Raw genomic sequence first — 24990 nt, forward strand, 5'->3', positions numbered from 1 at the left:
GGTTAATCACTTAACCAGCTAATCGTTTAATTTTTAGATGAGAGCGGGCTGTCTATTTACAGAATATGGCTTGCTATTTAAAGAGCAGTAGCAAACTCGGCGATTAGTTCGCTAAGCTCCTCTGCCCCAACCGTGTAGATCTCATTGCAGAAGTGACAGATAAGTTCGGCGTGGCCGTCTTCCTCCAAGATTGAGTTTAGTTCGGCGTGGCCAAGCAGCTTTAGGGCGCTGACGCTGCGCTCCCGGCTGCAGGGGCAGTGGAACCGCACCGGCGTACAGGCCTCAGCATCTTCCAGGGGCTGGGGATCGAGGTCTGGAAAAATATCTTCGAGCAGCCTGTGTAGCTGGCCTTCGCAGTCGGCTAGTCGCTGGCTGAAGTGCTTCACTTCGCGGCAGCGCTCCTCGAGAAGGGCTACTAGGGCTGGTTCGCGTGCGGCCTTTGGCATCACCTGCACCAGCACGCCGCCACTGCAAAGCACGCCACTGTTGTTGAGCTGCTCGCCCACAAATACCGCTGAAGGAGTCTGCTCGGAGTGCAGCAGATAGGAGGCCAGATCTTCGCCGATGCCGCCGCTCACCAGCTCCACCGTTGAGCTGAAGGGCTCGCCTTCGCCCAGATCTCGCACCACGTGCAAGTAGCCGGTGCCGCAGGCGGTTTTGAAGTCCAAGTGGGCCAGGCCTTCTGGATCTTTGACCAGCTCGAGCTCCAAGCCCGGGCAGCCCACATGGCCGCGCACCGTGCCGTTGCGGCCCGCATCCACCATCAGGCCCTTCAGGGGGCCGTCTGAGGCGATGCGCAGGTTGACGCGGCCATGGGCCACCTTCATCGAGCTGGCCAGCAGCAGCCCAGCCGTCATGGCGCGGCCCAGCAGGGCACTGGCAAGAAAAGAGAGCTGGTGCCGCTCCCTGGCGGTGCGGCTGGCCTGGGTGGTGCTGACCGCCACCATGCGGATGCCGCCACCGGCGGCCGTGGCCCGGAGAAGTTGGTCGCTCAAGGCTGGTTTTCCTGGGGTGTGGCCATCGTTGGAGCCATCGTAGGCAGTGCGCCGAGGGGTTCTAGCTGGCCCCGCTCCAGCCGCCAGCCGCCATCGATCACGCCGCGAAATAGCTCCGGCTCGTGGGTGACCACCAGCACGGCCCGCTCCTGGGAAAGGGCCGCCAACAGCTCCAGGATTTCGCCACGAACGGCCCAGTCGAGGCCTGCGGTGGGTTCATCCAGCAGCAGCACCCGCGGGTTGCGCAGCAGCTGCACTGCCAGGGCTAGGCGCCTTTGCTGGCCGCCGCTCAGCTGCTCCGGCGCCTGCTGCAGTGATAACCCCTCCATACCCACCAGCTGCAGGGCTGCCTGGGCCTCTTCTGCCGTGAGCCGGCGGTGACCGAGCTTCAGCTCCTGCCCCACGCTGAGGCCGAGGAAATGGCGCTCCGGAAATTGAAACACCAGGCCGCATAGCCAGCGCAGCTGGCGGCCATTGAGCTGCTGGCCTTCCCACAGCACCTGGCCGCCCGAGGGCTCGGCCAAGCCGCTGATCACTTCCAGCAGGGTGGTTTTGCCACTGCCACTGCGACCGGCCACCAGGGAAGCGCGGCCCACGGCCAGGCTGAGGCTGACGCCGCAGAGCACCGGTGCCACCGCCGTGGCCGGTTGGTAGCTGACGTTGCGGAGCTCAAGCATTACCCCAGCATGCCGGCGGGCGTGTTTGATTGAGCCAGTTCTGTGCTGTAGCCAATCCGCCATGGAGGTGCGCTTCCGCGAATTCAATCCCTTCAACTGCTGGATCTGGATGCGTTTCCCCCACCCGGTGGGTTCGGGTGAGCGCGGCTACCTGGAAACCGCCTTCGATAGTTGGTTTTACCTGGGCAAGTTGGGTGGCTTCAACGCCGAAAACCTCCAGTCCCACGAGGAGGGCGCCGAGCTGGGCTGGATGGCCTACAGCCACGAGGCGGCTGCCGGCGCCCTGCCAGCCCTGATGCACAACATGGGCCCAATGGAATACCAGGAGGAGTGGGCGCGCTGCTGGGTGGATCTCGGCACCAGTGATGCCTTCGCCCTCGACGTGTTGATCAATGCCCTGGGCCAGCTCAACAACGACGTGCTCGAAATTGAGGAGTTGCTGATCGGCGGCCTCAACGAAGACTGGCCGATCGAGGAGCAACCCGATGCCCTGTTCCCTGGCCTCGATGAGCTTGATGACGAAGAAGATGAAGAAGAAGAGGACGAAGACGAAGAAGATCCTGAGCCCCGGGACTAGGAAGCAGCGTGACCCGGGACCTGCGCCGTCTGCTAATCACCCCCGGTCGCTTGCCCGCCGCTCCCTCTGCTGGCGCTGAGCTGGAGCTGGAGCGCCAGGAGCTCCACTACCTCAGCCGGGTACTGCGCTTGCGCCCCGGCGATCGCTTTGCGGTAGTGGATGGGGCAGGCAGTCTTTGGACTGCCCTGTTGGGCCCTGCCGATCAGGCTCTGCTGGAGCAGCCCCCCAGCTCCCCCCTGGCGTTTGAGCCTTCACCAGCGCCGCCACTGCAGCTGGCGCTGGCCCTGCCAAAGCGCGATGCCGACGTGTTGCTGCGCATGGCCTGTGAACTTGGTGTGGATCGGTTCACCCCTCTCCAGGCAGAGCGCAGCGTTGCCGCCGACTCCCTGAAGCCGCAGCGGGCACAGGCGATCCTGCGGGAGGCGGTGGAACAGTGTGAGCGCCTGTGGCAACCCCAGCTGGAATCGCTGCGGCCAGCCGCCGAGCTGCTGGGGTCCCGGCCGCCCGGTGGCTCAGGCCGGGGGCTGCTGTGCACCACCAGACGGCCGGGCCTGGCCCTGCTAGCCCAGGCGCTGAAGACCTTAGGGGGCCCGCCTGGGGCCAGCGAGCCGCTCACTGTGGCGATTGGCCCGGAGGGGGGCTGGACTCCAGGGGAGGAAGCCTTGGCGCTGGCCCACGGCTGGCAAGCCGTGAGCTTGGCCGGCACGATTTTGCGCAGCAGCACTGCCGCAGTGACGGCAGCAGGGCTGCTCAGCCACTGGCGTGCCCAGCAGACTGGCGCGCCCAGCTGAGTTAGTTGCGGAACATGCCGGAAGCCATCGCCTTATAGCTAGCCAGGTTGGCGCCGGCTAGGCGACGGCGGCTGGGCAGGGCGTTGGCCGGGTTGAGGCAGTCGGGGGCGAAGGTGGCGTTGCTGGGTGGGGGCAGGGCCTCCTGGGCGGCCCGCAATTCGGCGGCGATCGCTTCAGCCGTGGTGGCTGCCGAGCCTGCTGGAGCTGGGCTGGCTGGCGTTGCTGCGGCAGTCGCTGTGGTTGGACTGGACGGCCCAACGCCTACTTGGAATGTTGCCGCTGGGCTGGCTTCCTGTTCGCTGGGATCGGGCTTGGCCTCGGCGATCGCCACCTGCGCTGGTGTGGCACCTTCGCTGCCCAGATCTAAGAAGAAGGAGGCCTTGCGGTTGAACACCATCACGGCAGCAGCGTCGTATGGGGATTATCCGTTGCTGCGCTGCCCGGTGACGCTGCTGCCGCGCTGTGCAACACACTTTGTTGGCGCCGCTGCTGCCCTGTGCTGATCTCTGCGCCGGCCCTTGTAGTGCCGGCCCTGCTCTCCCCCTCCCTCGTCGCCCCCCAGGCCTGGAGCCACTGGCTCCTGGCAGTGACTCTCAATGCGGTGTTGATCTCCCTTGCCCAGCGCCTGCCCCTGCTCACCCGCGCTGGCTGGGTGCATGCCGGCATCCTCGGCAGCTTGCTGTGGGGTTGCCTCGGCCTGCGGGGCTGGCTGGCGGTGGTGATCTATCTGGCCCTGGGCTCCCTGGTGACGCGCCTGGGTTTTCGCACCAAGCAGGCGCGGGGATTGGCGGAGGCGCGGGGCGGGTTGCGAGGGCCGGAGAACGTTTGGGGCTCGGCCGCCACTGGCGCCCTGCTGGCTGGCGCCGCCGCCCTGGCGCCGGCAGCGGCGCCGCTGCTGCTGGTTGGTTTTGCAGCCAGCTTCGCCGCCAAGTTGGCCGACACATTCGGCAGTGAAATCGGCAAGCGCTGGGGGCGCCACACGCTGCTGATCACCACCTTGCGTCCGGTGCCCCCCGGCACTGAAGGGGCGATCAGCTTGGAGGGCACCGCCGCCAGCCTGGCGGGCAGTGCACTGATGGCGGCCCTGATGCTGGCCCTGGGGCTGCTGGCTGGCAGCGGCGCCTGGCTGCTTGTGACCCTGGTGGGACTGGCGGCCACCTTGATCGAAAGCTTGATCGGAGCCAGCTTCCAACAGCGTTGGGGCTGGCTCAGCAACGAGCTGGTGAACGGACTTCAGACAGCGATCGGGGCGCTGCTGGCGATGGCGTTCTCCTGAAGCCAGGCCAGTAGGGCCTCGCCACGCTGCCGGGCTTGGCGGCTGCTGAGCTTGAGCTCAAGGGCCAGCTCGCACCAGCCCAGACCCTCGATCCAGTGACCCAGCAGCAACCGCTGCTCGATGCCGCCCAGCCGGCCTAGCTGGGTCTGCAACCAGTGGGCCTCTAAAACTCTTTCGCCAGCTGCCTGATCGGTGCTCAGATCGTCGCCCGGATCATCGCCGGCGCTGGTTGCGGTGGCGGAACCGGCTGCCAGCTGGTCGAGCAGGGTGCCCGCCTGCTCGTCTTCGCCGCTGAGCGGGGCATCGAGACTGCGCACCTGCAGGGCCCGCTGCACTGCGCCGGCCTCCTCAAGTTGGGCGGTGCTGCAACCCAGGGCGTTGGCCAGGTCTGCAGCGGCAAGCGGTGCCAGACCCTGGCCGCGGCGCTGCTCCTGCAGCCGCCGGGCCCGTTGCTGTAGCTCCCGCAGCCGCCGGGGGGTATGCAGGGGCTGGCCGTGGTCGCGGACGTCGTGAAGCATGGCGCCGCGGATGTAGGGCACCGCATAGCTGCTGAGATTGCAGGTTTGGCGCAGGTCGAAGGCCTCCACGGCCCGGATCAGCCCAAGGCAGCCTGCAGACACGAGCTCATCAAAAGATTGACCCGTGCGCTGGCTCTGGCGCTGGGCCACCATGCGCACCAGGGCCAGGTTGTGCTCCACCAGGGCGTTGCGCCACCAGAGCTTGGTTGCGGCGTCGGGGCTGGCGGCCATGGCCTCAAGCCAGCTGCGGTTGCGGGTGTGCAGCTGGGCTGGATCGGCTTGGCCGCTGCAGCGCTGGCGGGCAGATGTTTTTGGGCAGGAGGTGGCCATGGGGCGGAGGCGTCGGTGTTTTTACCGTCGCCGCGGTGCCCATGCGGCTGGCTCCCCCAAGGCGGTGAACCGCTCTCACCCGAATGGGTGATAAGACACCGCCGCTCAGTAGCCCAAGGGGGTGGGCTCTTGGCGCAGCTGCAGATCGGCCCAGTCCAGAAGGGCCGGCCAGGAGCGCACCCGCTCAAACACCCGGCGATGGCCCTCACTGTTGAGGTGCAGGCCGTCGTTGCTCAGCCATAGGGGCCAGTCGGAATCGGCCAGCAGCCCCTCCAGCAAGGGCAGGAACGGCACATTCGCCTCCAGGCAGGCCTCTTCCAGCAGGGCCTCGTAGCGACGGATGTCTGCCAGGGAATACCAGAGCACCCCGGCGTAGGGCATGGCGCTCTCCTCCACCGGGGTGAGCCCGATCACATGCACCGCAGCGATCTCCTTGGCCTTGTGCAGCAGCTGCTGCAAGCCAAACAAAAAGCCTTCGGCATCCAGCTGGGGGCGCCCATCAGGCCGTCCCACTCGGGCGGTGTCGTTGAGGCCTATGCCGAGCAGGATCCCCTGCGGCAGCTGGCGCCGTAGCTCACCGCGGCAGCCAACCTCAGCGCTGAGGCGGGCTGCCAGTCGCTCCAGGCCATCGCCACGCACGCCGAGGTTGTAGAGCACCGGGCCGCCCGGCAGTTCCATCCAGTGGCGCCGCAGCCGCTCGCACCAGCCCCCCTCAAGGGGATCACCCCAGCCAAAAACACCGCTATCGCCAAGTGCCACCAGCTTCCTGGGGATGGCCATCACCATGGGGGGTCTCCAGCAGCCACTGGCGTGCGCGGTCGCTGAGATCTTCCCCCAGCAAGGTCAGCAGCGAGTAGGCCAGCACCAGGGCCAGCAGTTGGTCGCCGGCAAACGAACTCAGGGCTTCCAGCAGCTGGCTGCCCAAACCCGTGGCTCCCACCAGCCCCACTACAACCGATTCGCGCAAAATCACATCAGCCCGGTAGGCGCCATAGGCCAAGTAGGGCCGGGCCAGGCCGCTGAAGCGGCCGTAGAGCAGGGCCAGGCGCGGACCCACCCCTGCGGCCAGCAGGGCCTGCTCCTGTTTGCCGCCACTGGTTTCAGCGGCTTCTAGGAGTAGGCGGCCGAGAATGCCTAGGTTGTGGAAGCCCAGGGCAAGGGCGCCTGTGAGCACCCCGGGCTGGAGCACAAACAGCAGCAACAGGGCCGTCAGCGGTGGCGGCCATAGCCGGCCCAGGGCCCACAGCCCCCGCACCAGCGCCCCCGCCGCCGGCCAGGGCGTCGCAAGCAGCAGCAGCAGCGGCGCCAACCCCACAGCTAGGGCCGCGGCTACCAAGGTGAGCACCAGGGTGTTGCCGATCAGGCTCGGCCAGGGCAGGGCGGCCACGGCTCCCCAGTCGGCGGCGCCCAGCGGTGGCAGGCCTTGCCACTGCAACAGGGTGGCGGGCTGCACCTCGAGGCGCCAGGCCACCACCACCAACACGGGCAGCAGGACCATGGCCCCAGCCACCATCTCCTGGCCCTGGCTGCCCACCCCCCGCTTGCTCAGTCCCAGCCGTGCCGGCATGGCCCAGCGCCGCCGCAGCCAGCCCATCAGGGCTTCCAGCAGCAGCATCACCGCCAGCAACGCCCACAGGCCGCTCCAAAGCTCGTTGAAGGCCAGCGATTGCAGGGTGAGGCGCAGCTCGGTGCCCAGCCCGCCCAGGCCAAAAACCCCCAGCAGGGTGGCGCTGCGCAAGGCGCATTCGAGCCGGTAGCCGCTGTAGCTGATCACCTGGGGCAGCAGGGGTGGCCCCAGGGCCGTGAATAGGGCGGTTGGGGCGGGGCTACCGCCGCAGCGCAGGGCTTCCAGGCTGGCGGTGGGCAGGGCATCCAGCAGGTCGCTGACCACCCGGGCTACCAGCGCTCCAAAGGGAATGGCGATTGCCACTACCGCCACCACTGGTTGCAGCCCGACCACCTGCAGCAGCAGCAGCCCCCAGAGCAGTTCGTGAATCGAGCGCGGTATGGCTAGTAGGCGGCGTATCCAGCTGGCTGGAGCGGCGCTGCCGTAGCAGGTGCGCCACACCACCCTTGAACTAGCGATTCCCAGCACCAAGCCCAGCACCAGGCTGCCGGCCCAGCCCAATAGGGCCATGCCGGCTGTCACGGCAAGGCCACCCAGCACCGAGCCCAGCACTATTGGATGCAGGGAAGGCCGCAGGGCCGCGGCAGCAAATTGCCCCACCAGCTCCCAGCCACCGCCATGGCTGATCCCCGGCAGCAACGCCAGCAGCGGCAGCACAACTAGGGCGGGCAGCAACACCCACAACGGCGCCGCTGGTCTCATGCCCCTGGGGTCCCGGCGTAAAGCTCCTCGAGCTGGCCTGGCTCAAGGCTGGCCATGGGTTGGTCAAAGACAAGGCGGCCGGCCCGCAGCCCCAGCACCCGATCAAAACCAGCCAGCAAATCGGGACGGTGCAGGCTCAGCAGCAAGGCCCGAGGCGGCTTGGCAAGGTCTAGTAGCAGCGTTAAAAGCTCGTCGGCCAGGCGGGGATCAAGGCTGGCTAAGGGTTCATCGGCTAGCAGCAGTTGGGGCTCCTGTCGCAGTAGTCGGGCTAGGGCCACCCGCTGGCGCTGGCCGCCGGAGAGGGCGGAGACGGGCTGGTTGAGCAGGGCTGGATCGAGATCAAGCCGCTGCAACATCGTTGTGCAGGCCTTGGTTTCTAGGGGCATCAGCAGGTTGAGCAGGGCCCGCGGCCAGCCCCAGACCGCTAGCCGGGCGGCGTTGAGGTTTTGCTGCACGGTCAGCTCCTCGATCAGGCGCAGGTCCTGCCAGAGGGTGCCGATCCGGGCCTGCTGCCTTCGCCGGGCCCGTCCGCTGCGGGCCCGGGCCTCCCCCTGCCAAAACACCCTGCCCTGCTGCGGGGTCAGCAAGCCATTGGCCACGGCAAGCAGGGTGCTTTTGCCAGCACCGCTGGGACCCAGCAGGGCAATCCGTTCACCGGCATCAACCTGCAGCGATACCCCATCAAGGCGAGGCTGGCTGCGGCCCTTGACGGTGATGTCTTGGAGAATCAGTAGGGACGTCACATGCGGGCCTGGTTCATCTGGTGATCTGGCTTTTAGCCTTGCCCGCTCAGTATTTCTTGCAATTTTGCCTGCAGGCTGTCGCGAACCTCCGGATCTCCCACCAATCGCAGGATTCCTTCCCGGGGCCACCAGTTGAGCTTGAGATTGCTGACGCCATCGTTAAAGACGGCCAGCTCAAAAGCCCCCTTGTGTTGCCATTCACACGGCACCCCAAGTTGGGCAACCAGCTGCTTGAGCTCGTCCAGGGATCCCTTGAACTCCACGGCGAACTAAGCGGCATCGAACCTCAGATTAGGCCCCTGCAAACCGAAAGTTTTCTTATTTCAGTAGCAATAGGCACGTTTGCCGAGGACTTGATCGGCTTTTATGTTGTGTATAAAGCATGATTTGTCGAATTCAAATTTGGCAATCTGATCAATCATTTTGATCCTTTCATGGTGTCAATATCCTCTCGTTCAGATGAATTCGTCGGTCTTTTTAGTCTGTTTGATCAAGACGGAGATGGGAAAATATCTGCGGATGAAGTGGAGCATGTTCTCGCCAGCATGGCCGGAGTGATTGCTATTGAAGATCGCCAAGCTCTGCGTGATCTGGTTGGCTGCGATGGGGAGCTGGAGCTGGCGGCTTTCAGCGGCTGGGCCCAAGGCCGGCCAGGTTTGGCTGTTGCCTCATGCCTGCGCGAGATCTTTGAGTTAGTTGATACTGATGGCAGCGGCAGCCTCAATTTTCAGGAGCTGGAGGTGCTGCTCGCGGCCCTAGCGCCCTCGTGCGCCGATCTGCCAGCGGCAGATCGGTTGCTGGCGGCCCTCGATCGAGATGGCGATAACTGCATCAGCGTTGAAGAATTTCTGCAGCTACTCGAAGCCGATGCGGTGATCGAGCTGTCGCTGGCAGATCTGAAGCGACTGAAAAAGACCCTGGCTCAGTATGTAAACGCCTCCAGCCGCCCCAGGGTTGCCTTGGTCGAGGTCGATTGCGACCTTGGTGCCGGCACGCCGGGAGCTGGTTCTGGCATTGATTTGCTCAAGCAGGCCGCTGCCCGTCAGCAGGGGCTGCGCCAAATCAGCGATCGTTTGATTGAGGAAATAAAGGATCAGACCAGGCCAGGTGTCCGAGCCGCGGAGCTGGGCTCCGCCACCGCCACCCCCCACGCACGCCATATCGAGACGATTGCCGGCGTGATGCGGGACGCGGCCGCCTTGGTGGCCTCCACGCTGGAGCGCGGGCTGTTCCCAATCGTGATCGCTGGTGATCACTCCACGGCTGCCTCAACCATCGCTGGCATTCGCCAGGCCCATCCCGATCGGCGCCTAGGCGTGGTGTGGATCGATGCCCATGCCGATATCCATTCCCCATACACCACTCCCTCCGGCAACATGCACGGCATGCCTTTGGCCATTGCCTCGGCTCACGACAACACCATGGAGGCCATCAACGAGCCCGATTCAACGACCAGGTTGCTTTGGCAAGAGCTCCAATGTCTCAATGGCACGGGGTATCCATCGATCACGCTTGAAGATCTAATTTATGTGGCAGTTCGTGATACGGAACCGGCAGAAAATGTCACACTTGAGCAGTTCTCTATCCCGGTTATTACGACGGATGATGTTCGGCGATTCGGACCAGAGCAGGCAGCTCAGCGCTGCTTAGACCATCTCAGCCAAGTCGAATTAATCTATGTGAGCTTCGATGTGGATTCCATGGACTCCACTATCTGCAAGGGCACCGGCACGCCCGTGCCTGGTGGTCTTTGGGCTGATGAGGCTCGCCAGCTCACCCGGTACCTACTGGCAGACCCCAGGGTTTGCTGCTGGGAAATCTGTGAAATCAACCCCCATCTAGATAGTCTTAATACCTTGGCTGAAGTGTCACTTAGCGTTTATCAGGATGTGTTAGAGGTGCTCGACTCCCGCCTCTAGGTCGATGGACAGGTCTGTGAAATCGGCTTTTGAGCTGCTTAGAGATTTGCTCGAGCCTGCTGTTGACCTGCCCTCCAGGCTTCAACAGCTGCTGCCCACCATGGGCACCCTGCATCAGCTGCACGGCCCTGTCGCGCGAATCAACCCCGGCCTGGTTTCGCTGCTGGCAGGTTTGCGTGGCATGGCCCAGGTGATCTTCATTAACAATCCCCTCAGCGGTCTGGTGTTGCTGCTCGCCTTCCTGGTGCAGTCGCCTTGGTTTGCCCTGTTGGCCCTGCTGGGTACCGCAGCTTCCGACTGCACAGCTCGGCTCCTCGGCTTGGCGGAGGGATTGAGGAGCGAGGGTATCTACGGCTTCAACGGCGCCTTGGTGGGCTGCGCCGTCGCCAATTTCGCCCAGTTCGATAGCCCCCTCTCCAGCCTGATTTGGGCTGCTTTGGTGCTGCTTGGTGGGGCGCTGACCACCTTGCTGCTTGAGGGGCTGGGCAGGGGAATCAACCGTTCCCTGGGGCTACCCCCACTCACCCTGCCGTTCATTCTTGTCACCTGGGGCTTGTTGGCGTTGGCTTCGCTTGCGCCGGCGGCGGCATTGGTGCTGGCCGAACCGGTCTCGATGCCCGAGCTGGCCAGCAGCTCCCAGGCCCTCAGGGATGGGCTGCTCCGATCCGCGGGTCAGGTTTTTCTCTGCTCCAACCCCTGGAGTGGCTTGCTGGTGCTACTTGCCACAGCCCTAGCCAGCCCCCTTGCCGCGGGACTGGGTTTGCTTGGTGCCCTAGCTGGCATGGCAACGGGCCTGCTGCTCGATGCCCCTTTGGAGGCGATCGCCCAGGGCCTCTGGGGATACAACGGCTTGCTGGTGGCGATTGCCTTGGGGGGGATTTTTTACGCCCCCAGCTGGGCCAGTTTGGCGGTGGGTCTGGGCGGGGCGGCTCTGACGAGCCTGTTCCAGTTTTGTTGGAGCTTCACTCCAGCTCCGGGCTGGCCTTCGCTCACCTTGGCTTTTGTGCTTGCCACCTGGCTGATTCAGCTGCTGGTGCGTCGTGCCTTGCCGGCCCTGCTTCCGGTTTCGCTGCACGCCATCTTGACCCCGGAGGAGCATCGTCAGCGCTTTGTGTTGGCCCGCACCCTGCTTGCCGATTTTCGTCAAAACCTGCACCTGGCAATCACAGGCCAGCGCCGCGCTTTTTTGGTTGGACGGGTTCCGGCGCAGCTGCGGCAACAAATGTCGGCCTTGTTTCAGCGACTCGATCAAGACGGCAATGGCGTTATCAGTGCGGCGGAGCTGCTCGAGGGTCTGGGGATTGATCCCCAGCAAGCCGGAGAGGCTGGGGTGCTGGCAGCCCAGTTGGCAAGTGTGCTGCAGGCCATGGACCTGGATGGGGATGGCCGGGTGGATGCTGAGGAGTTTGGTGAGCTGATGCTTCGCCTGCAGCGCTTGCGCCTTGGCGAGGCTCGCCTGCTCAACTATTTGCTGCCAATCGATGCCAACGGCGATGACCGGCTTGATCCGGCCGAGCTCAGACGTCTGCTGGCCAGTGTGGGCGAACGGCCTCTTAATGCTGAGGAGGAGTCCTTTCTCTTCAGCCGCTCTGCCGATGGCCTCACCTGGCTCCAGTTTGTAGACCAGCTGCTACTTACATGAACCTGCGATCCCAACCTGAAAGCTGCTTCAGACCAGGGTGAGGCGGTAAACGATCAGCGCCAGGATCAGCGCCACTAGGGACACCTCAACTAGATCAGGGCCGCGGGGATTCATTGACATCTCAGGTGCGCCGCCGGTCAAGGCTGGCCGCTGAGGGCAGGGCCAGGGCCAGGACCAGGGCGGGAATTTCGATCAGCAGTTGGCCGTTGCCGAAGGTGATGAAGGCCAGATCAAGAAAGGCGATGCTGCGCAGAAACAGGGACCAGGCCTCATCGCCTTCATTGTTGGCGCGGCTCCAGAGCACAAAGCCGGCCAGCAGCAGGATCAAGTCAATCAACCAGACCACGGATCTGAGGCACTGGAGAAAGTTGATTCTGAATGCTGCTGGAGCCAAACGCCCGCCTGTGTCAGCGGATCTTGCCGATCTGGCGCCCCACCTGCTCGATCTGCTTGTATTCGCCCGGCTTCACCGTGGTGAATTGCTGGGCGCCAAACAGGCTCAAGATCTGCTTTTGCTCTGGATCTGTGGATCGCCAGCTGATGATCGATTGGCGCAGCTTGGCGCTGAAGCCCTTGCCGAAGCGCTGGTCGAGGTTGGGCTGGCCCAGCCAGAGGTAGTCGGGGTAGCTGGGAGTGCGCCATATCTGCACCACCTTGCTGCGGTTGGCCTTGCCGCTGCGCAGGCTGCTCTTCCACACTTGCTCATTGACGGCGCCGGCGTCGTAGGTGCCGCTCTGCACCAGGGCGATGGTGGCGTCGTGGCTGCCACTGAAGCCCGGTGCGCCGCCGGCGAAATCAGCCAACTTGACGCCCGCCTGAGCGAGGAAATACTGGGGCATTAGCCGGCCGGAGGTGGAGCTTTCCGAGCCGAAGGTGAAGCGCTTGCCCTTGAGAGTCACCAGTCCTTTCTGGCTCTGGATTGGTTTGAGACCGCTGCGGGCATTGGCGATAAATACGGTGTAAAACTGCGCATCGATGTCTCGCTGGGCAAGCATCTGGGCACCGGGTTTTTGCAGGCTGGCCTGCACGCCGGTGAGACCGCCAAACCAGACCAGGTCAAGACTGCCTGTCCGGAAGGCGCTTACAGCAGCTGTGTAGTCGGTGACCGGCACGTAGGCAACCTTCACACCTAGTTGCTGGCTGAGCTCATCGGCCACCAGGCCGTAAAGGCGATTCAGCTTTTCGGGGTTCTGGTCGGGGATGGCTCCGATGCGCAGCACCGGCTGGGCTATGGCCGTCGGCAGCAGGGAAGCGGGCACGGGGGGGAAGACCGCCGGTAGCAGGGCTAGACAAAGCCCCGCCATTACGGCGGTCCAACGTTCTCGGGTAGGCATGGGACGGGGTGGGAATCAGAGGGCGGCCAGAAAGCGCTGCAGGCGCTCCAAGCCATCCTCAATCGTGGCAGGGCCAACAGCGCAGGACAGCCGAATGCAGCGGTCGTCTCCGAAGGCAACCCCTGGCACCACCGCCAGGCCCACTTCATCGAGCAGCCGGTTGCACAGGGTCATTGAATCGAGGCCGAAGCCGCTGACATCGGGGAAGGCATAGAACGCCCCTTCCGGCGCCAGCAGTTGCAAGCCTTCGATGGCCATCAGCCCCGCGCTGAGCAGGCTGCGGCGCTCGTTGAACTGGGCCGCCATGGCGTGCACGCAGTCGCGGGGCGCTTCGATGGCGGCCAGGGCGCCGAACTGGGCAAAACTGCAAACGTTGCTCGTGCTCTGGCTCTGCAGGGCACTGGCGGCGGCCACCACCGGCTGGGGGCCGGCCAGCCAGCCAAGGCGCCAGCCGGTCATGGCCCAGCCCTTGGCGAAGCCATTGACCGTGAAGACGCGATCGGCTAGGTCTGGAGCCACGGCGGCAAAGCTGTGGTGGACGTGGCCGGGAGCCAGCAGGAACTCGTAGATCTCATCGCACACCACGGCCACCTGGGGATGGCGGCGCAGCACTTCGGCAATCGCCTCCAGTTCCGGCCGGCTCAGCACCATGCCGGTGGGATTGCCGGGGCTGTTGAGCACAAGCAACTTGCTTGCTGGAGTGATGGCTGCCTCCAGTTGGGCCGGATCGAGGCGGAAGCCCTGGGCCGCTGAGCTGGGCAGCATGGTCACCGAGGCGCCGGCGAGCTTGGCGATCTCTGGATAGCTGAGCCAGTAGGGCGCCGGCAGCAGCAGCTCGTCGCCTGGCTCCAGCAGCACCTGAAACAGGTTGTAGAGCGCCTGCTTGCCGCCGTTGGTGACCAGCACCTGTTGGGCGGTGGTGGCTATGCCGTTTTCAGTGCTGAGCTTGGCGGCTATGGCATCGCGCAGGGCAGGCTCGCCGGCGGCTGGGCCGTAGCGGGTGTGGCCTGCCTCCAGAGCAGCGGTGGCGGCCTGGCGGATGAAGGCCGGGGTGTCGAAATCAGGTTCGCCGGCGCTGAGGCTGCAGATGTCCTGACCATCGGCCTTGAGGGCTTTGGCTCGGGCGGCAATGGCCAGGGTGAGGGAGGGCTGGAGGGCCCGGGCCCGGGCAGAGAGGGCCGGAGTGGTGGTGGGCGCGGCGGTCATCCCTGTGTCCGGCATCAGGACGCGCGGCATCAGCACTGGCTGGCATCCTGCCTTACGGATTTGCCGCGTACGGTTCAAAGGGGCACGAAATGGCCAGCTAGTTACACGTTGATGGTTTTGCCGTGACGACATTTACCCCTGCACCGCCCGATTCCCTGGGGCAGTTGCTGCTCGATTGCGCCGCCTGTCGCCGCTGTGATCTGGCCGCGGAGAGGCAGCAGGCGGTGGTGAGTCGGGGCAATCCCGCCGCTCGGCTGATGCTGATCGGCGAGGGACCTGGCGCTCAGGAAGACAGCACTGGCTTGCCTTTTGTCGGTCGCTCCGGCCAGCTGCTCGATCAGCTGCTGGCTGCCGCTGGCATCGACAGCAACCGAGACGCCTACGTGTGCAATGTGGTGAAGTGCCGCCCCCCCGCCAACCGCAAGCCCAAGCCCATGGAGCTGGTCGCTTGCCGCCCCTGGCTAGATCGCCAGATCGCTCTAGTGAATCCGGCCGTGATCCTGCTGCTGGGGGCCACGGCGCTGGAGGGGGTGCTGGGTATTAAGGGCGGCATCACCAGCCTGCGGGGCCAGTGGCACGCCAGCGAGATCGAAATTTTGCAGGGCCGGCGCCTGATGCCGGTCCTGCATCCCTCCTATCTGCTGCGCTTTAACTCGCAGGCCGAGGGCTCACCCCGCGCGCTCACGGCAGCGGACTTCCGGGAGGTACGCCGATCCTTTTCTGGTTAGCCCCCCGCCGCTTGAGCTGTCTTTGTGACAGGCTTTGCCCTTCCCGGCCCCCCGCTTCACCCAGCCATGACCGGCACCCCGGCTCGCTACGACACCCTGATTCACCGGCGCCAGACCCGCAGCGTGCGGGTGGGAGATATCTGGATCGGCAGCGACCATCCGGTGGCGGTGCAGTCGATGATCAACGAGGACACCCTCGATATCAAAGGGGCTACGGCCGGCATCCGGCGGCTGCATGAAGTCGGTTGCGAAATCGTGCGACTTACGGTGCCTTCCCTGGCCCACGCCAAGGCGGTAAAAGAAATTCGCCAGCGGCTGGAAGATACCTACCAGCCGGTGCCACTGGTGGCCGATGTCCACCACAACGGCATGAAGATTGCCCTGGAGGTTGCCCAGCACGTCGACAAGGTGCGGATCAACCCGGGTCTGTTTGTGTTTGACAAGCCCGACCCAAATCGCACCGAATTCAGTCCCGAGGAGGTGTCTGCCATCGGTGAGCGCATCGCCGAAACGTTTGAACCGCTGGTGCAATTGCTCAAGCAGCAGGACAAGGCCCTGCGCATCGGTGTCAACCATGGCTCCCTGGCTGAGCGGATGTTGTTCAGCTACGGCGACACGCCCCTGGGCATGGTGGAGAGCGCCATGGAATTCATCCGCATCTGCGACCGGCTCGACTTCCACAACATCGTGGTGTCAATGAAGGCTTCGCGGGCGCCGGTGATGATGGCCGCCTACCGCATGATGGCCGATCGCATGGATGCGGAGGGCTTCCCCTACCCCCTGCATTTGGGAGTCACCGAGGCAGGCGATGGCGACTACGGGCGAATTAAAAGTACCGCCGGCATTGCGCCCCTTCTGGCTGAGGGGCTGGGCGACACGATTCGCGTCTCGCTCACCGAAGCGCCGGAGAAGGAAATTCCTGTTTGCTATTCGATCCTGCAAGCCTTGGGGCTTCGCAAGACGATGGTGGAATACGTGGCCTGTCCCAGCTGCGGCCGCACCCTGTTCAACCTCGAGGAGGTGCTGCACAAGGTGCGCAACGCCACGTCCCATCTCACCGGCCTCGATATCGCCGTGATGGGTTGCATCGTTAATGGGCCGGGCGAAATGGCCGATGCCGACTACGGCTATGTGGGCAAGATCCCTGGCACCATTTCCCTCTACCGGGGCCGCCAGGAGATTCGCCGGGTGCCGGAGGCCGAGGGAGTGGCAGCCCTGATCGCCCTGATTCAGGAGGATGGTCGCTGGGTTGATCCCTGAGCGCCTGCTCACTTCCGGTAACCCGCCCCGGTTAAAACCAATCAGCGGCGCTAGTTTGAAGAGACGTTTCCCGCGCCGCAACGGCTTTTCCTGATGGCCAGCCCCCGCACCAGCCTGCTCGTGCTGGTCGGTATTGGTGCTTGTGCGGCCACTGCGGTCGTGGCCAGGGAAGTGGTGACCCCTCCCGGGGGTTCTTCCCGCATTAGCGACAGCCCCAAGGAAGTGATCGACCAGACCTGGCAGATCGTCTTCCGCGATTACCTCGATATCAACGGCAAGTACAAGCCAGAGCAATGGCGCAGCCTGCGGCGTGACGTGCTGGCCAAGAGTTATGGCAGTACTAAGGAGGCCTACGAAGCTATCCGGGGCATGCTCGGCAGCCTCGATGATCCCTACACCCGTTTTCTCGATCCAAGGGAATTCAAAGAGATGCAGATCGACACCTCCGGAGAACTCTCCGGGGTGGGAATTCAGCTGAGCCTGGATAAGGAAACAAAAAATCTGGTGGTGGTGTCACCTATTGAAGGTTCGCCCGCATCTAGGGCTGGCGTACAGCCCAAGGATGTGATTATGGCGATCGACGGCAAGTCGACCAAGGGCATGAGCACCGAGGATGCCGTCAAGCTGATCCGAGGTCAGGCTGGCACCTCCGTGACCCTCACCCTCAAGCGCAAGGCTCAGACCCTGGAGGTGCCCCTTACTCGGGAGCGCATTGAGCTCCATGCCGTTGACCACCAGATCAACACCAGTGCCGATGGCGTCAAGGTGGGATATATCCGCCTTAAGCAATTCAATGCCACCGCCACCAAGGACATGCGCCAGGCGGTGAAGGACCTCGAAGAGAAGGGGGCCCAGGGCTATGTGCTCGATCTGCGCAGCAACCCAGGCGGCCTGCTGATGGCAAGCGTAGAGATTGCTCGCCAGTGGCTAAATGAGGGCACGATCGTGTCCACCAAAACCCGTGACGGCATCCAGGATGTCAAGCGCGCCAACGGCCGCGCCCTCACCAGCAAGCCCATGGTGGTGCTGGTGAATGAGGGTTCAGCTAGCGCCAGTGAAATTCTCTCCGGCGCCCTGCAGGACAACAACCGGGCGGTGTTGGTGGGCCAGAAAACCTTCGGCAAGGGCTTGGTGCAGTCGGTGCGGGGGCTATCCGATGGCTCCGGCATGACCGTGACCATCGCCAAATACCTCACCCCCAGTGGCCGGGACATCCACAAGCACGGCATCGACCCTGATGTGACGGCGAAGATGACTGAGCTCGAGGCCCAGCGCCTCAAGCTCGAGGATCTCGGCACCAAGAAGGACAGCCAATACCGGGTGGCGGAAACCACGCTGGTGAAACGGCTTCGCAATGCCAACACTGTGGAGAAGGCCTACAACCCCCGCAGCGCCAATGTGCCGGCGGCCGTTGCCCCTCAGGGCTCCAGCGCGCCATAGGCGCTGGCTGTGCCGCTTGATTCGCCCCCAACCAAATGAACCACCCTGCGTCGATTTGGGAGATGAAACCCTGGTGGTGCCAGCCTTGGAGCATCTTGCTCACCGGTGCGGTTGTGGTGGCAGGGAGCTGGGTGCTGCTTCAGCGTTGGTGGATCACCGCGCCTGTAGCCCTAGGGGTGCTGGCTTGGTGGCTGCTTTTTCTGGTTGTGGTACCGGCTCGCTATCATGCCGAATTGCGGGCTGCTGAAGGATCAGACAAACTTTGATCTGGTCTTGATTTCAAGCGTCTAACTGGGCGAAATCAGGCGACCGGCTGCATCAGGCCACCGCCGGGGCCGGAATCGTCGTCATCGTTGTTATTGCCGGCACCGGGTTGCAGCAGGGCGTACATGCCGATCGCCAGGAGGCTCACCACTCCAGAAACGAGGCTGAACCCGCCGCCTAAGCCCGAACCTGCCCCGATCACTTCGCCCATGGATCGCTGTTACACAACTTCTCATGAATGTAACGGATTTTTGCGGAACCTGGTTGGGTTAGGGGCCTTTGGGCCCTAGACCGCCAACACCTCTTCGTTGCGGGCCTTGAGCTGCTCGCGCCGCTGGGCTTCGGTGAGGCCGTCGCTGCCTGGGATTTGCTCCGCCATTTGGTTGAGCCAGCCCATCAGCTCCTCGAGCTGCTTCTCAGCAGGCAGCACCCCCAGGCCCCGGGCCAGCACCTTGGCGGTGGCGCCCGATCCGGGCTGAAACACCAGGCGGCCATGGAGGTGCTGGGGCAGGCCCTGGCGCAGTAGGCGGAAGGCGGGCTCCTCCATGGGGGTTTCCAGGGCGATGTTGGGTTTTTCCGGCTTGATACGCGAGAAGCCGCAGCGCTTGGCCACCAGCTTCAGCTCCATCAGCTGCAACAGCGAGATCACCGGCGCCGGAATGGCGCCGTAGCGATCCACCCAGCCGGTGGCCAGCTCCAGCAACTCCTCCTTGCCGCCACACTCGGCGGCGGCCCGGTAGGCGGCGATCTTCTCGTCGTTTTCCGTGATCCAGTCGCCTGGGATGAAGGCGGTCACTGGCAGGTCGATCTGGGTGTCTTCCACCACTGGGATGTCCTGGCCCTGGATTTCAGCCAGCGATTCCTGCAGCATCTCCATATAAAGGTCGAAGCCGATGGTTTCCATCTGGCCGCTCTGCTCCACCCCCAGCAGGTTGCCGACGCCCCGGATCTCCATATCGCGCATGGCCAGCTGGTAGCCAGAACCCAGCTGGGCGAATTCCTGAATCGCCCGCAGCCGTTGCCGTGCCGCTTCGCTGAGGGAAGCATTGCCGGGATAAAACAGCCAGGCATGGGCCTGGATACCGCTGCGGCCCACCCGGCCCCGCAGCTGATAAAGCTGGGCCAGGCCGAATTTGTGGGCGTCCTCGATCAGGATCGTGTTCACCCGGGGGATGTCGAGGCCGCTCTCCACGATCGTGGTGCAGAGCATCAGGTCGGCTTCGCCGGCGTTGAAGGCCACCATGGCGCTCTCCAGCTCGCCTTCTGCCATCTGGCCGTGGGCGACCAGCAGCCGCAGGCCCGGGATCATTAGCCGCAGGCCGGAGGCCACGTCTTCGATACCCTCCACCCGCGGCACCACGTAAAAGATCTGGCCGCCGCGGTCGAGCTCCTGGCGGATGGCGCTGCGCACCGCCTCCTCATCGAGGGCGGCTAGGTGGGTCTTGATTGGCCGGCGCAGCGGCGGTGGTGTGGTGATCAGGCTCATCTCCCGCACGCCGGAGAGGCTCATGTAGAGGGTGCGGGGGATCGGCGTGGCGGAAAGGGTCAGCACGTCTACGTCTTTTCTCAGCGCCTTGATCTTTTCTTTCTGGTTGACGCCAAAGCGCTGCTCCTCATCCACCACCAGCAGACCCAGCTGCTTGAAGCCGGTGCTTTTGGAGAGCAGCTGGTGGGTACCCACCACCACATCGACCGTGCCTGCGCCCAACCCTTCCAGGATTGTTTTGCGTTCGGCGGTGGTGCGGAAGCGATTTAGCAGGCTCACCTTCATCGGGTAGGGCGCAAAGCGCTCCGAAAGGGAGCGCCAGTGCTGCTGCGCCAGCACCGTGGTGGGGGCCAGCATCGCCACCTGCTTGCCCGCCGTGACCGCCTTGAAGATGGCCCGGATCGCCACCTCCGTTTTGCCGAAGCCGACGTCGCCGCACACCAGCCGGTCCATCGGCTGGGGCTGCTCCATATCCCGCTTGACATCGGCGATGGCCTTCACCTGGTCGGGGGTGGGCTCATAGGGGAAGGAGTCTTCGAGCTCGTGCTGCCAGGGGCCGTCGGCGGGGAAGGCGAAGCCCGGTGCCTGGTGGCGCTCGGCGTAGAGCTTGACCAGATCCACCGCCACCTTGCGCACGGCCTTTTTGGCGCGCTCCTTGGCCTTGGCCCAGGCCGTGCCGCCCATGCGGTTTAGGTCTGGAGGCGCATCGGTGCTGGCGCGGTACCGGCCGAGGCTGCCCAGCTGGTCGGCGGCCACCCGCAATAGGCCGTCGGCGTATTGCACCACCAGGTAGTCGCGGGATTCGCCGCCGATCGCCAGCTTTTCCAGCTTCAGAAACTTGCCGACGCCGTGGTTGCGATGCACCACGAAATCGCCCGGCTGCATCTTGCCCGGATCCACGGTGCGGCTGGCAGCCTTGCGGCGCCGGCGCACGTAGCCGCTGGCGGCTAGGGCGTGCTGGCCAAAGAACTCCCGGTCGGTGATCAGCACCAGCCGCCAGGCCGGTAGCTGCAGCCCTTCGAGCTCGGCGGTGCCCTTGGTTTTCAGGGCCACCGGCGTGGCCTGCTCCACCAGTCGGTCGATGGCCGGAAAGTCGGCGGGATTGGGCACGAAGCGGGTGATGCAGTCGTGTTCCTCCAGCAGGGCTACCGCCCGCGAGGGCTGGGCCGACAGCAGCCAGACCGTGGCTTTCTCGGCCACAAAGCCCTTCACCAGCCCCGCCAGCTTGCCGAAGGCATTGGGGTAGGCCGGCACCGAGCGGGAGGCCAGGTCAAAGCTGTTGGGGTGCTGGTCGGTTTCGTGTAGCTCGGCCAGATCGAAACCGGCAAACACCTCCGCCTGCTCCAGGGCGTCTGCCGCGGGGCGATGCAGGAGCGGCGGCAGGATCGTTGGCGCCGCGCTGGCTTCTAGTTCCAGCTCCTGCACCACGTCGGCGTAGTGGTCGCAGGCGTGGTCAAACCACTGCTGGCCATGGGAGAGGCAGTGGCGCCGCTCATCGATAGCAATCAGGGTGTGGGGCGGCAAATAATCCAGCAGGGAGGCCGGCTGCTGCCAGGCCAGGCCCATCAGCCGCCGCATGCCCTCCGGGGTGCCCCCTTCGAGTAGCTGCTCGAGGGCTTCCGGGCTGAGCATTTGCTCGAGCCCATCCGGCATCGACTCGCGCAGGGCATCGGCGATCAGGGGGCCGTAGCCGGTGGGTGTGAGCCGCACCACCTCGATGGCGTCTAGGGAGCGCTGGGAAGCGGGATCGAATTCCCGCAGTTTCTCCAGTTCTTCGCCAAACAGCTCCAGCCGCACGGGTAGCTCCGCACTCACCGGAAACACATCAACGATGTCGCCGCGCCGGCTCCAGCTGCCCTCCTGCTCGATGGTGGGCACCCGTTCGTAGCCGAGCCGGCTGAGGGTGGTGGCGAGTTGTTCAAGGTCGATCGTGTCGCCCTTGCGCAGGCTCAGGCACTGGGCCTGCAGGGTTTCAGGCGGCGGCAGGTGCGGCTGCAGGGCCCTTTCCGTTGCCACGATTGCCAGGCGGCGGGGGGCATCCAGCAGTTCGCTGAGCACCTGCAACTGGCCCCAGGTGATTTCGCTGGTGGGGTCAAAGGGCTCGTAGGGGCTGCCCTCGCTGGTGGGGTAGAGCTGGCAGCTGTTCCACCCCATTAGCTCCAGCAGCGCTGCCCAGCGGCCCGCTTCCTCCAAGGTGGGAACTAGCACCAGCAAGGGCGCCTCGGCAGCACCAGCCAGGGCGCTGCTCACCAGGGCCCGCGCACTGCGCCCCGCCCCACTGAGCCGCAGGCGGTCGGCCCGCTGCAGACGCAGCAATACCTCGCCGGTGAGGGGCACCTGCTGCAGCTGGCGCACCAGGGCGGTGAGGGGCATGGGGTTAGGGAATCTCAGAAGGCTCCGATCTTCGCAACTGGCACCAGAGTGGTGTTGGTCGCCGCCGACTTCTGCTTCGACTACTTCACCTGTTCAATACCAAGAGGCCGCTCAACACCAAGAGGCTGGCCAAGGCTCCAGTTCTGTTGGCGCTGGCCGGCTTGCTGGCGCTGCTGGGGGCTTGCTTGGCAAGCGTGCCTGCGCGCCCAACTGCCCAGGCGGCAGGTTTGCTGCCTGAACAGGAGACGGCCTTGCTGCAGCAACTGGCTGCAGCTGATCGTCAGTGGCTGCCGCGGGCTGAAACCCTGCCCAGTGGTGCGGTGCGTTATCACTACCGCCGCCGGGCAAACGAACCCAAGCTGTCTGTGGCGGAGCTTCGGGCCCTGATCGCCAACCCGCCCAGCTTTGGGGCCGAGCGCCTAGCGATCGGTGAGCTGCTCACGGTGCTGGCCAAAGCCGGGGTTCGTCTGGAGCTGAGCCAGCCCCGCAAGCCGGGGGCGGCGGGGGAATGGGACCCGGCAGCACGCACCATGCGCATTCAGCCCCGGGTGGTGGCCAAGGGCAGTGTCGAGTTTGCCCGGGTGCTCAACCATGAGGCGATTCACGTTGCCCAGAGCCGCAGCAACCGGGGACTGCGTTCCCGCCCCCGCCCCCTGGGTCTGCCCTCGGCCTTGCCCGATCACCTAGCTGCTGTGCTTAATGAATCCGTCTACAGCAAGGCATCGGAGCAGGAGCGGCAACTGGAGCGGGAGGCCTATGCCAATCAAGCCCGCTTGAGCCTGGGGGCCCAGTTGGTGCGCCGCCATTGCGGCACCTAGACGGTTAGGTCGGCCCGTTTGCGCAAAATTTGCCTAGTGGCGCCATAGAATTTGAACTAGAGATCGAGCAGTCCTTGGCTACTGAACAGTCCCAGTCTGAGAGCACTGCCGATTCAGTTCAACCCACTATTGAATCCCTGCAGAACGGAGATAGGCCCTTCGTATTGGCCGATTCCTTAGGGCAAGTGGTTTCGATTAACCAGGCTTTCCAGCAGACCTACGGCTGGACTGAAGATCAGTTGCGCGGCCAATCCCTGAGCCTGATCTTGCCGGGTGCTTTTCAGATGTCTCATCAGTTGGGCTTTTCGCGCTTCCAGGCAACGGAGCAGTCCACAATCCTTGCGCACCCATTGCGCCTAAAAACCGTCTGCGCCGACGGCAGTGAGTTGGTGTCTGAACATTTCATCTTGGGGGAAAAGACCGAGGCTGGCTGGATTTTTGGGGCCACCCTCACCCCCTTGCCAGACGGCACGGAGACTGATGCCTAAAGCCTCCAGCCCAAATGCCGAAACATCATTGGTTCTGGAGTTGCGCCGCACCTTGGGGCGGCTTGATTCTGCCCTTGGTCAGATCAGTGAAGGACTCGTTCTAGTCAATGCGAGCGGCCAAGTATTGTGGACCAACTTATCCTTTGATGAATTTTCAGGAAAGACCAGGCTTGAGATTCTCGGAGTAAGTCTGCACTCCATTTTGCCACTCAATATTGTTGGTGATCCCATTCTCACCCTTGAGCAGACACGGGGGGGATTGCTAAAGACTGGTTTGGTTACTGTGATTATCAGTGACGATCCAGTTTGCGCTCTAGAAATCGAATGGCGTCCCGTGGTCACGGAAGTGCCTAATCCGTTGATATTCTCCTTTCGTGATGTGAGTGCCCGGATCTCATTTGATGAGCTGCAGCAGAAAAGCCAGCAGATCGAAGAGAAATGGTTGTCGGCTAATAAAAAGTACATAGATTTGCAGTCAAAACAGCTGGCCCTAGCGGCCAAGGTGATGAAGTGCCCGGTAACTGGCTTGCCCAATCGTCGCGGCCTGCGGGCCCGTATGGCAGCGGCACTGCGTCAACTTCGTCGTCAGCCCGGCTCGGTCACCCTGCTGTTTTGCGATCTAAACCGTTTTAAGGAGGTAAACGATTTCTACGGCCATCAAGTTGGTGATGAGTTGTTGATTGAGGTGGGAAAACGGCTCCAAGCCACCCTGCGTCCTGAGGACATGCTTGCCAGGCTGGGTGGGGATGAATTCGTGGTTTTGAGCCCTGACATCCCCACGCCAATGGCAGCGGTTCAGCTGGCGGAACGCTTGCAGGCTCTGGTTTCCAAGCCCTGGACTACCCAGGATTATTCGATTTTACCCAGCATGACTGTGGGTATTGCCTCTACTGATGATTCGGAAGTCACGGTAGATGAGTTGTTGCGCCGCGCTGATCTGGCGATGTATGCGGCTAAGGCTAACGATGAGCGCGCAATCACTATCTACGACAACGTGATTGATGATCAGGTTAAGCGGGGCATTTTGATTAAGCGTCAGTTGCAACATGCAATTGATAGTGATCTGCTGCGGGTTGATTTTCAGCCCATCGTCGACCTAAAGAGCCGGGATTCTATTGGTTTTGAGGCACTATCCCGCATTCGTGATTTCGAGGGTGGCTGGATGTCGCCAATCGACTTCATCCCAGTTGCCGAGAGTGTAGGCTTGATTGATCCGTTGGGTGATCTGGTATTGCGCCGTTGCTTGGCGGTGCTGAAATTGGTAAACGATATAACCCCTGATCTTCTAATTACGATCAATGTAAGTCCGCTGCAAATCTGCCGGGATGGGCTTGCGGGCAGAATGATTGCTCTGGCAGAGCGTTATGAGGTTGATCTCTCTCGCCTGGCTGTGGAGGTCACGGAATCCATATTGATAGATCGACCCCAATCCGCAATGCGCGAGCTGCACTCCCTGCGCGCCGTGGGTTGTCGCATATATCTAGATGACTTTGGTACCGGTTACTCGAGTATGTCCTGGCTTGCCCAACTGCCTATTGATGCAATCAAGATCGATCGTAGTTTTACGGCTGGTCTGCTGAACGATCCCCGTCGCAGCGTGGTCGTGGCTTCGATGATCAGGCTGTCTCGCGATCTTGGTCTGGATGTGATCGCCGAAGGGGTTGAGCTTGAAGCCCAGGCAGAAGCTCTACTGGCGATGGGCTGCTGCAAGGGGCAGGGCTTCCTGTTTGGTCACCCAGCACCCTTTCCCCAGCCAGCTGAAGCTTTAGTTTCCTAAATCTGCGGCTGAGCTACGG

Annotated in this window: 25 protein-coding genes; 13 read left to right on the forward strand and 12 right to left on the reverse strand. The window is 63.6% G+C overall.

What is annotated here, in order from left to right:
* Positions 1 to 77: 77 nt before the first annotated feature.
* Together hslO and U9970_RS03835 are read right to left on the reverse strand one after the other, a co-directional pair.
* Positions 78 to 995: an Hsp33 family molecular chaperone HslO gene (hslO, locus tag U9970_RS03830; protein ID WP_322765382.1), complete on the reverse strand. Its 918-nt coding sequence runs from the start codon at positions 993 to 995 to the stop codon at positions 78 to 80.
* Complete coding sequence (locus U9970_RS03835) at positions 992 to 1672, reverse strand: ABC transporter ATP-binding protein (RefSeq protein ID WP_322765383.1); 681 nt, start codon at positions 1670 to 1672, stop codon at positions 992 to 994. Before U9970_RS03835 ends, hslO begins: the two co-directional genes overlap by 4 nt.
* 61 nt (positions 1673 to 1733) lie before the next feature.
* Here U9970_RS03835 and U9970_RS03840 point away from each other — a divergent pair, with 61 nt between their 5' ends.
* Complete coding sequence (locus U9970_RS03840) at positions 1734 to 2249, forward strand: DUF3531 family protein (RefSeq protein WP_322766007.1); 516 nt, start codon at positions 1734 to 1736, stop codon at positions 2247 to 2249.
* An 8-nt stretch (positions 2250 to 2257) separates the two neighbouring features.
* On the forward strand, positions 2258 to 3040 hold the full coding sequence (locus U9970_RS03845) for a 16S rRNA (uracil(1498)-N(3))-methyltransferase (RefSeq protein WP_322765384.1): 783 nt from the start codon (positions 2258 to 2260) through the stop codon (positions 3038 to 3040).
* Position 3041: 1 nt separating this feature from the next.
* On the opposite strand, the gene U9970_RS03850 is transcribed toward U9970_RS03845, so the two are convergent.
* Positions 3042 to 3437, reverse strand: a complete 396-nt coding sequence (locus tag U9970_RS03850) for a hypothetical protein (protein ID WP_322765385.1) — start codon at positions 3435 to 3437, stop codon at positions 3042 to 3044.
* Positions 3438 to 3572: 135 nt separating this feature from the next.
* Here U9970_RS03850 and U9970_RS03855 point away from each other — a divergent pair, with 135 nt between their 5' ends.
* Positions 3573 to 4316, forward strand: coding sequence for a TIGR00297 family protein (locus U9970_RS03855; RefSeq protein ID WP_322766008.1), 744 nt, complete (start codon positions 3573 to 3575; stop codon positions 4314 to 4316).
* Here U9970_RS03855 and U9970_RS03860 read toward each other — a convergent pair.
* The 4 genes from U9970_RS03860 to U9970_RS03875 all read right to left on the reverse strand — a co-directional run bounded on the left by U9970_RS03860 (position 4274) and on the right by U9970_RS03875 (position 8236).
* A complete protein-coding gene (locus tag U9970_RS03860; RefSeq protein WP_322765386.1) occupies positions 4274 to 5164 on the reverse strand; it encodes a sigma-70 family RNA polymerase sigma factor in 891 nt (296 codons plus the stop codon). The two genes, U9970_RS03855 and U9970_RS03860, sit on opposite strands and share 43 nt — an antisense overlap.
* Positions 5165 to 5269: 105 nt before the next feature.
* Positions 5270 to 5950 (reverse strand): GDSL-type esterase/lipase family protein, encoded by a 681-nt coding sequence (locus U9970_RS03865; protein WP_254997947.1) that lies wholly within the window; start codon positions 5948 to 5950, stop codon positions 5270 to 5272.
* Positions 5907 to 7493, reverse strand: a complete 1587-nt coding sequence (locus tag U9970_RS03870; RefSeq protein ID WP_322765387.1) for a PhnE/PtxC family ABC transporter permease — start codon at positions 7491 to 7493, stop codon at positions 5907 to 5909. The genes U9970_RS03865 and U9970_RS03870 overlap by 44 nt, the downstream gene beginning before the upstream one ends.
* A complete protein-coding gene (locus U9970_RS03875; RefSeq protein WP_322765388.1) occupies positions 7490 to 8236 on the reverse strand; it encodes an ATP-binding cassette domain-containing protein in 747 nt (248 codons plus the stop codon). Before U9970_RS03875 ends, U9970_RS03870 begins: the two co-directional genes overlap by 4 nt.
* Positions 8237 to 8256: 20 nt before the next feature.
* Between U9970_RS03875 and U9970_RS03880 the strand changes: the two genes are divergently transcribed.
* Genes U9970_RS03880 through U9970_RS03890 form a run of 3 tightly spaced genes read left to right on the forward strand, consistent with a single transcriptional unit; the run spans position 8257 to position 11797 of the window.
* Positions 8257 to 8622 carry a hypothetical protein gene (locus U9970_RS03880; RefSeq protein WP_322765389.1) on the forward strand — a complete coding sequence of 122 codons (366 nt, stop codon included), beginning with the start codon at positions 8257 to 8259 and terminating at the stop codon, positions 8620 to 8622.
* 48 nt (positions 8623 to 8670) lie between these two features.
* Positions 8671 to 10155 (forward strand): arginase family protein, encoded by a 1485-nt coding sequence (locus U9970_RS03885; RefSeq protein ID WP_322765390.1) that lies wholly within the window; start codon positions 8671 to 8673, stop codon positions 10153 to 10155.
* Between the two features lie 4 nt (positions 10156 to 10159).
* Positions 10160 to 11797, forward strand: a complete 1638-nt coding sequence (locus tag U9970_RS03890; protein WP_322765391.1) for an urea transporter — start codon at positions 10160 to 10162, stop codon at positions 11795 to 11797.
* A 121-nt stretch (positions 11798 to 11918) separates the two neighbouring features.
* Here the strand turns inward: U9970_RS03890 and U9970_RS03895 are convergent, their stop codons facing one another.
* The 3 genes from U9970_RS03895 to U9970_RS03905 all read right to left on the reverse strand — a co-directional run bounded on the left by U9970_RS03895 (position 11919) and on the right by U9970_RS03905 (position 14337).
* A complete protein-coding gene (locus U9970_RS03895) occupies positions 11919 to 12143 on the reverse strand; it encodes a hypothetical protein (RefSeq protein WP_322765392.1) in 225 nt (74 codons plus the stop codon).
* Positions 12144 to 12204: 61 nt separating this feature from the next.
* Entirely contained in the window at positions 12205 to 13131 is a 927-nt protein-coding gene (locus U9970_RS03900; protein WP_322765393.1) for a putative selenate ABC transporter substrate-binding protein, read from the reverse strand.
* Positions 13132 to 13146: 15 nt separating this feature from the next.
* Positions 13147 to 14337 (reverse strand): pyridoxal phosphate-dependent aminotransferase, encoded by a 1191-nt coding sequence (locus tag U9970_RS03905; RefSeq protein ID WP_322765394.1) that lies wholly within the window; start codon positions 14335 to 14337, stop codon positions 13147 to 13149.
* 122 nt (positions 14338 to 14459) lie between these two features.
* Here U9970_RS03905 and U9970_RS03910 point away from each other — a divergent pair, with 122 nt between their 5' ends.
* The 4 genes from U9970_RS03910 to U9970_RS03925 all read left to right on the forward strand — a co-directional run bounded on the left by U9970_RS03910 (position 14460) and on the right by U9970_RS03925 (position 18031).
* Positions 14460 to 15065 (forward strand): uracil-DNA glycosylase, encoded by a 606-nt coding sequence (locus U9970_RS03910; RefSeq protein ID WP_322765395.1) that lies wholly within the window; start codon positions 14460 to 14462, stop codon positions 15063 to 15065.
* A gap of 66 nt (positions 15066 to 15131) precedes the next feature.
* Entirely contained in the window at positions 15132 to 16325 is a 1194-nt protein-coding gene (gene ispG / locus U9970_RS03915) for a (E)-4-hydroxy-3-methylbut-2-enyl-diphosphate synthase (protein ID WP_322765396.1), read from the forward strand.
* 93 nt (positions 16326 to 16418) lie between these two features.
* Positions 16419 to 17765, forward strand: a complete 1347-nt coding sequence (locus U9970_RS03920; RefSeq protein ID WP_322765397.1) for a S41 family peptidase — start codon at positions 16419 to 16421, stop codon at positions 17763 to 17765.
* Positions 17766 to 17800: 35 nt separating this feature from the next.
* Positions 17801 to 18031: a DUF6737 family protein gene (locus U9970_RS03925; RefSeq protein ID WP_322765398.1), complete on the forward strand. Its 231-nt coding sequence runs from the start codon at positions 17801 to 17803 to the stop codon at positions 18029 to 18031.
* Positions 18032 to 18066: 35 nt separating this feature from the next.
* Here U9970_RS03925 and U9970_RS03930 read toward each other — a convergent pair whose 3' ends face one another.
* Positions 18067 to 18240 (reverse strand): hypothetical protein, encoded by a 174-nt coding sequence (locus U9970_RS03930; protein ID WP_322765399.1) that lies wholly within the window; start codon positions 18238 to 18240, stop codon positions 18067 to 18069.
* Between the two features lie 75 nt (positions 18241 to 18315).
* Positions 18316 to 21888, reverse strand: a complete 3573-nt coding sequence (gene mfd / locus U9970_RS03935) for a transcription-repair coupling factor (RefSeq protein WP_322765400.1) — start codon at positions 21886 to 21888, stop codon at positions 18316 to 18318.
* 185 nt (positions 21889 to 22073) lie between these two features.
* Here mfd and U9970_RS03940 point away from each other — a divergent pair, with 185 nt between their 5' ends.
* The 3 genes from U9970_RS03940 to U9970_RS03950 all read left to right on the forward strand — a co-directional run bounded on the left by U9970_RS03940 (position 22074) and on the right by U9970_RS03950 (position 24971).
* Positions 22074 to 22706: a hypothetical protein gene (locus U9970_RS03940; RefSeq protein ID WP_322765401.1), complete on the forward strand. Its 633-nt coding sequence runs from the start codon at positions 22074 to 22076 to the stop codon at positions 22704 to 22706.
* 74 nt (positions 22707 to 22780) lie between these two features.
* Positions 22781 to 23194 carry a PAS domain S-box protein gene (locus U9970_RS03945; protein WP_322765402.1) on the forward strand — a complete coding sequence of 138 codons (414 nt, stop codon included), beginning with the start codon at positions 22781 to 22783 and terminating at the stop codon, positions 23192 to 23194.
* Entirely contained in the window at positions 23187 to 24971 is a 1785-nt protein-coding gene (locus tag U9970_RS03950; RefSeq protein WP_322765403.1) for a sensor domain-containing protein, read from the forward strand. The genes U9970_RS03945 and U9970_RS03950 overlap by 8 nt, the downstream gene beginning before the upstream one ends.
* Positions 24972 to 24990 lie beyond the last annotated feature (19 nt).

The sequence above is a fragment of the Cyanobium usitatum str. Tous genome, assembly GCF_963920485.1.
Classification (GTDB): domain Bacteria; phylum Cyanobacteriota; class Cyanobacteriia; order PCC-6307; family Cyanobiaceae; genus Cyanobium_A; species Cyanobium_A usitatum_A.

Coding starts and splice junctions, on each gene's coding strand:
- U9970_RS03835 (WP_322765383.1), bottom strand. CDS start 1,672: ATGCTTGAGCTCCGCAACGTCAGCTACCAACCGGCCACGGCGGTGGCA.
- U9970_RS03840 (WP_322766007.1), top strand. CDS start 1,734: ATGGAGGTGCGCTTCCGCGAATTCAATCCCTTCAACTGCTGGATCTGG.
- U9970_RS03850 (WP_322765385.1), bottom strand. CDS start 3,437: ATGGTGTTCAACCGCAAGGCCTCCTTCTTCTTAGATCTGGGCAGCGAA.
- U9970_RS03860 (WP_322765386.1), bottom strand. CDS start 5,164: ATGGCCACCTCCTGCCCAAAAACATCTGCCCGCCAGCGCTGCAGCGGC.
- U9970_RS03865 (WP_254997947.1), bottom strand. CDS start 5,950: ATGGTGATGGCCATCCCCAGGAAGCTGGTGGCACTTGGCGATAGCGGT.
- U9970_RS03870 (WP_322765387.1), bottom strand. CDS start 7,493: ATGAGACCAGCGGCGCCGTTGTGGGTGTTGCTGCCCGCCCTAGTTGTG.
- U9970_RS03885 (WP_322765390.1), top strand. CDS start 8,671: ATGGTGTCAATATCCTCTCGTTCAGATGAATTCGTCGGTCTTTTTAGT.
- U9970_RS03890 (WP_322765391.1), top strand. CDS start 10,160: ATGGACAGGTCTGTGAAATCGGCTTTTGAGCTGCTTAGAGATTTGCTC.
- U9970_RS03900 (WP_322765393.1), bottom strand. CDS start 13,131: ATGCCTACCCGAGAACGTTGGACCGCCGTAATGGCGGGGCTTTGTCTA.
- U9970_RS03905 (WP_322765394.1), bottom strand. CDS start 14,337: ATGACCGCCGCGCCCACCACCACTCCGGCCCTCTCTGCCCGGGCCCGG.
- ispG (WP_322765396.1), top strand. CDS start 15,132: ATGACCGGCACCCCGGCTCGCTACGACACCCTGATTCACCGGCGCCAG.
- U9970_RS03920 (WP_322765397.1), top strand. CDS start 16,419: ATGGCCAGCCCCCGCACCAGCCTGCTCGTGCTGGTCGGTATTGGTGCT.
- U9970_RS03925 (WP_322765398.1), top strand. CDS start 17,801: ATGAACCACCCTGCGTCGATTTGGGAGATGAAACCCTGGTGGTGCCAG.
- U9970_RS03930 (WP_322765399.1), bottom strand. CDS start 18,240: ATGGGCGAAGTGATCGGGGCAGGTTCGGGCTTAGGCGGCGGGTTCAGC.
- mfd (WP_322765400.1), bottom strand. CDS start 21,888: ATGCCCCTCACCGCCCTGGTGCGCCAGCTGCAGCAGGTGCCCCTCACC.
- U9970_RS03950 (WP_322765403.1), top strand. CDS start 23,187: ATGCCTAAAGCCTCCAGCCCAAATGCCGAAACATCATTGGTTCTGGAG.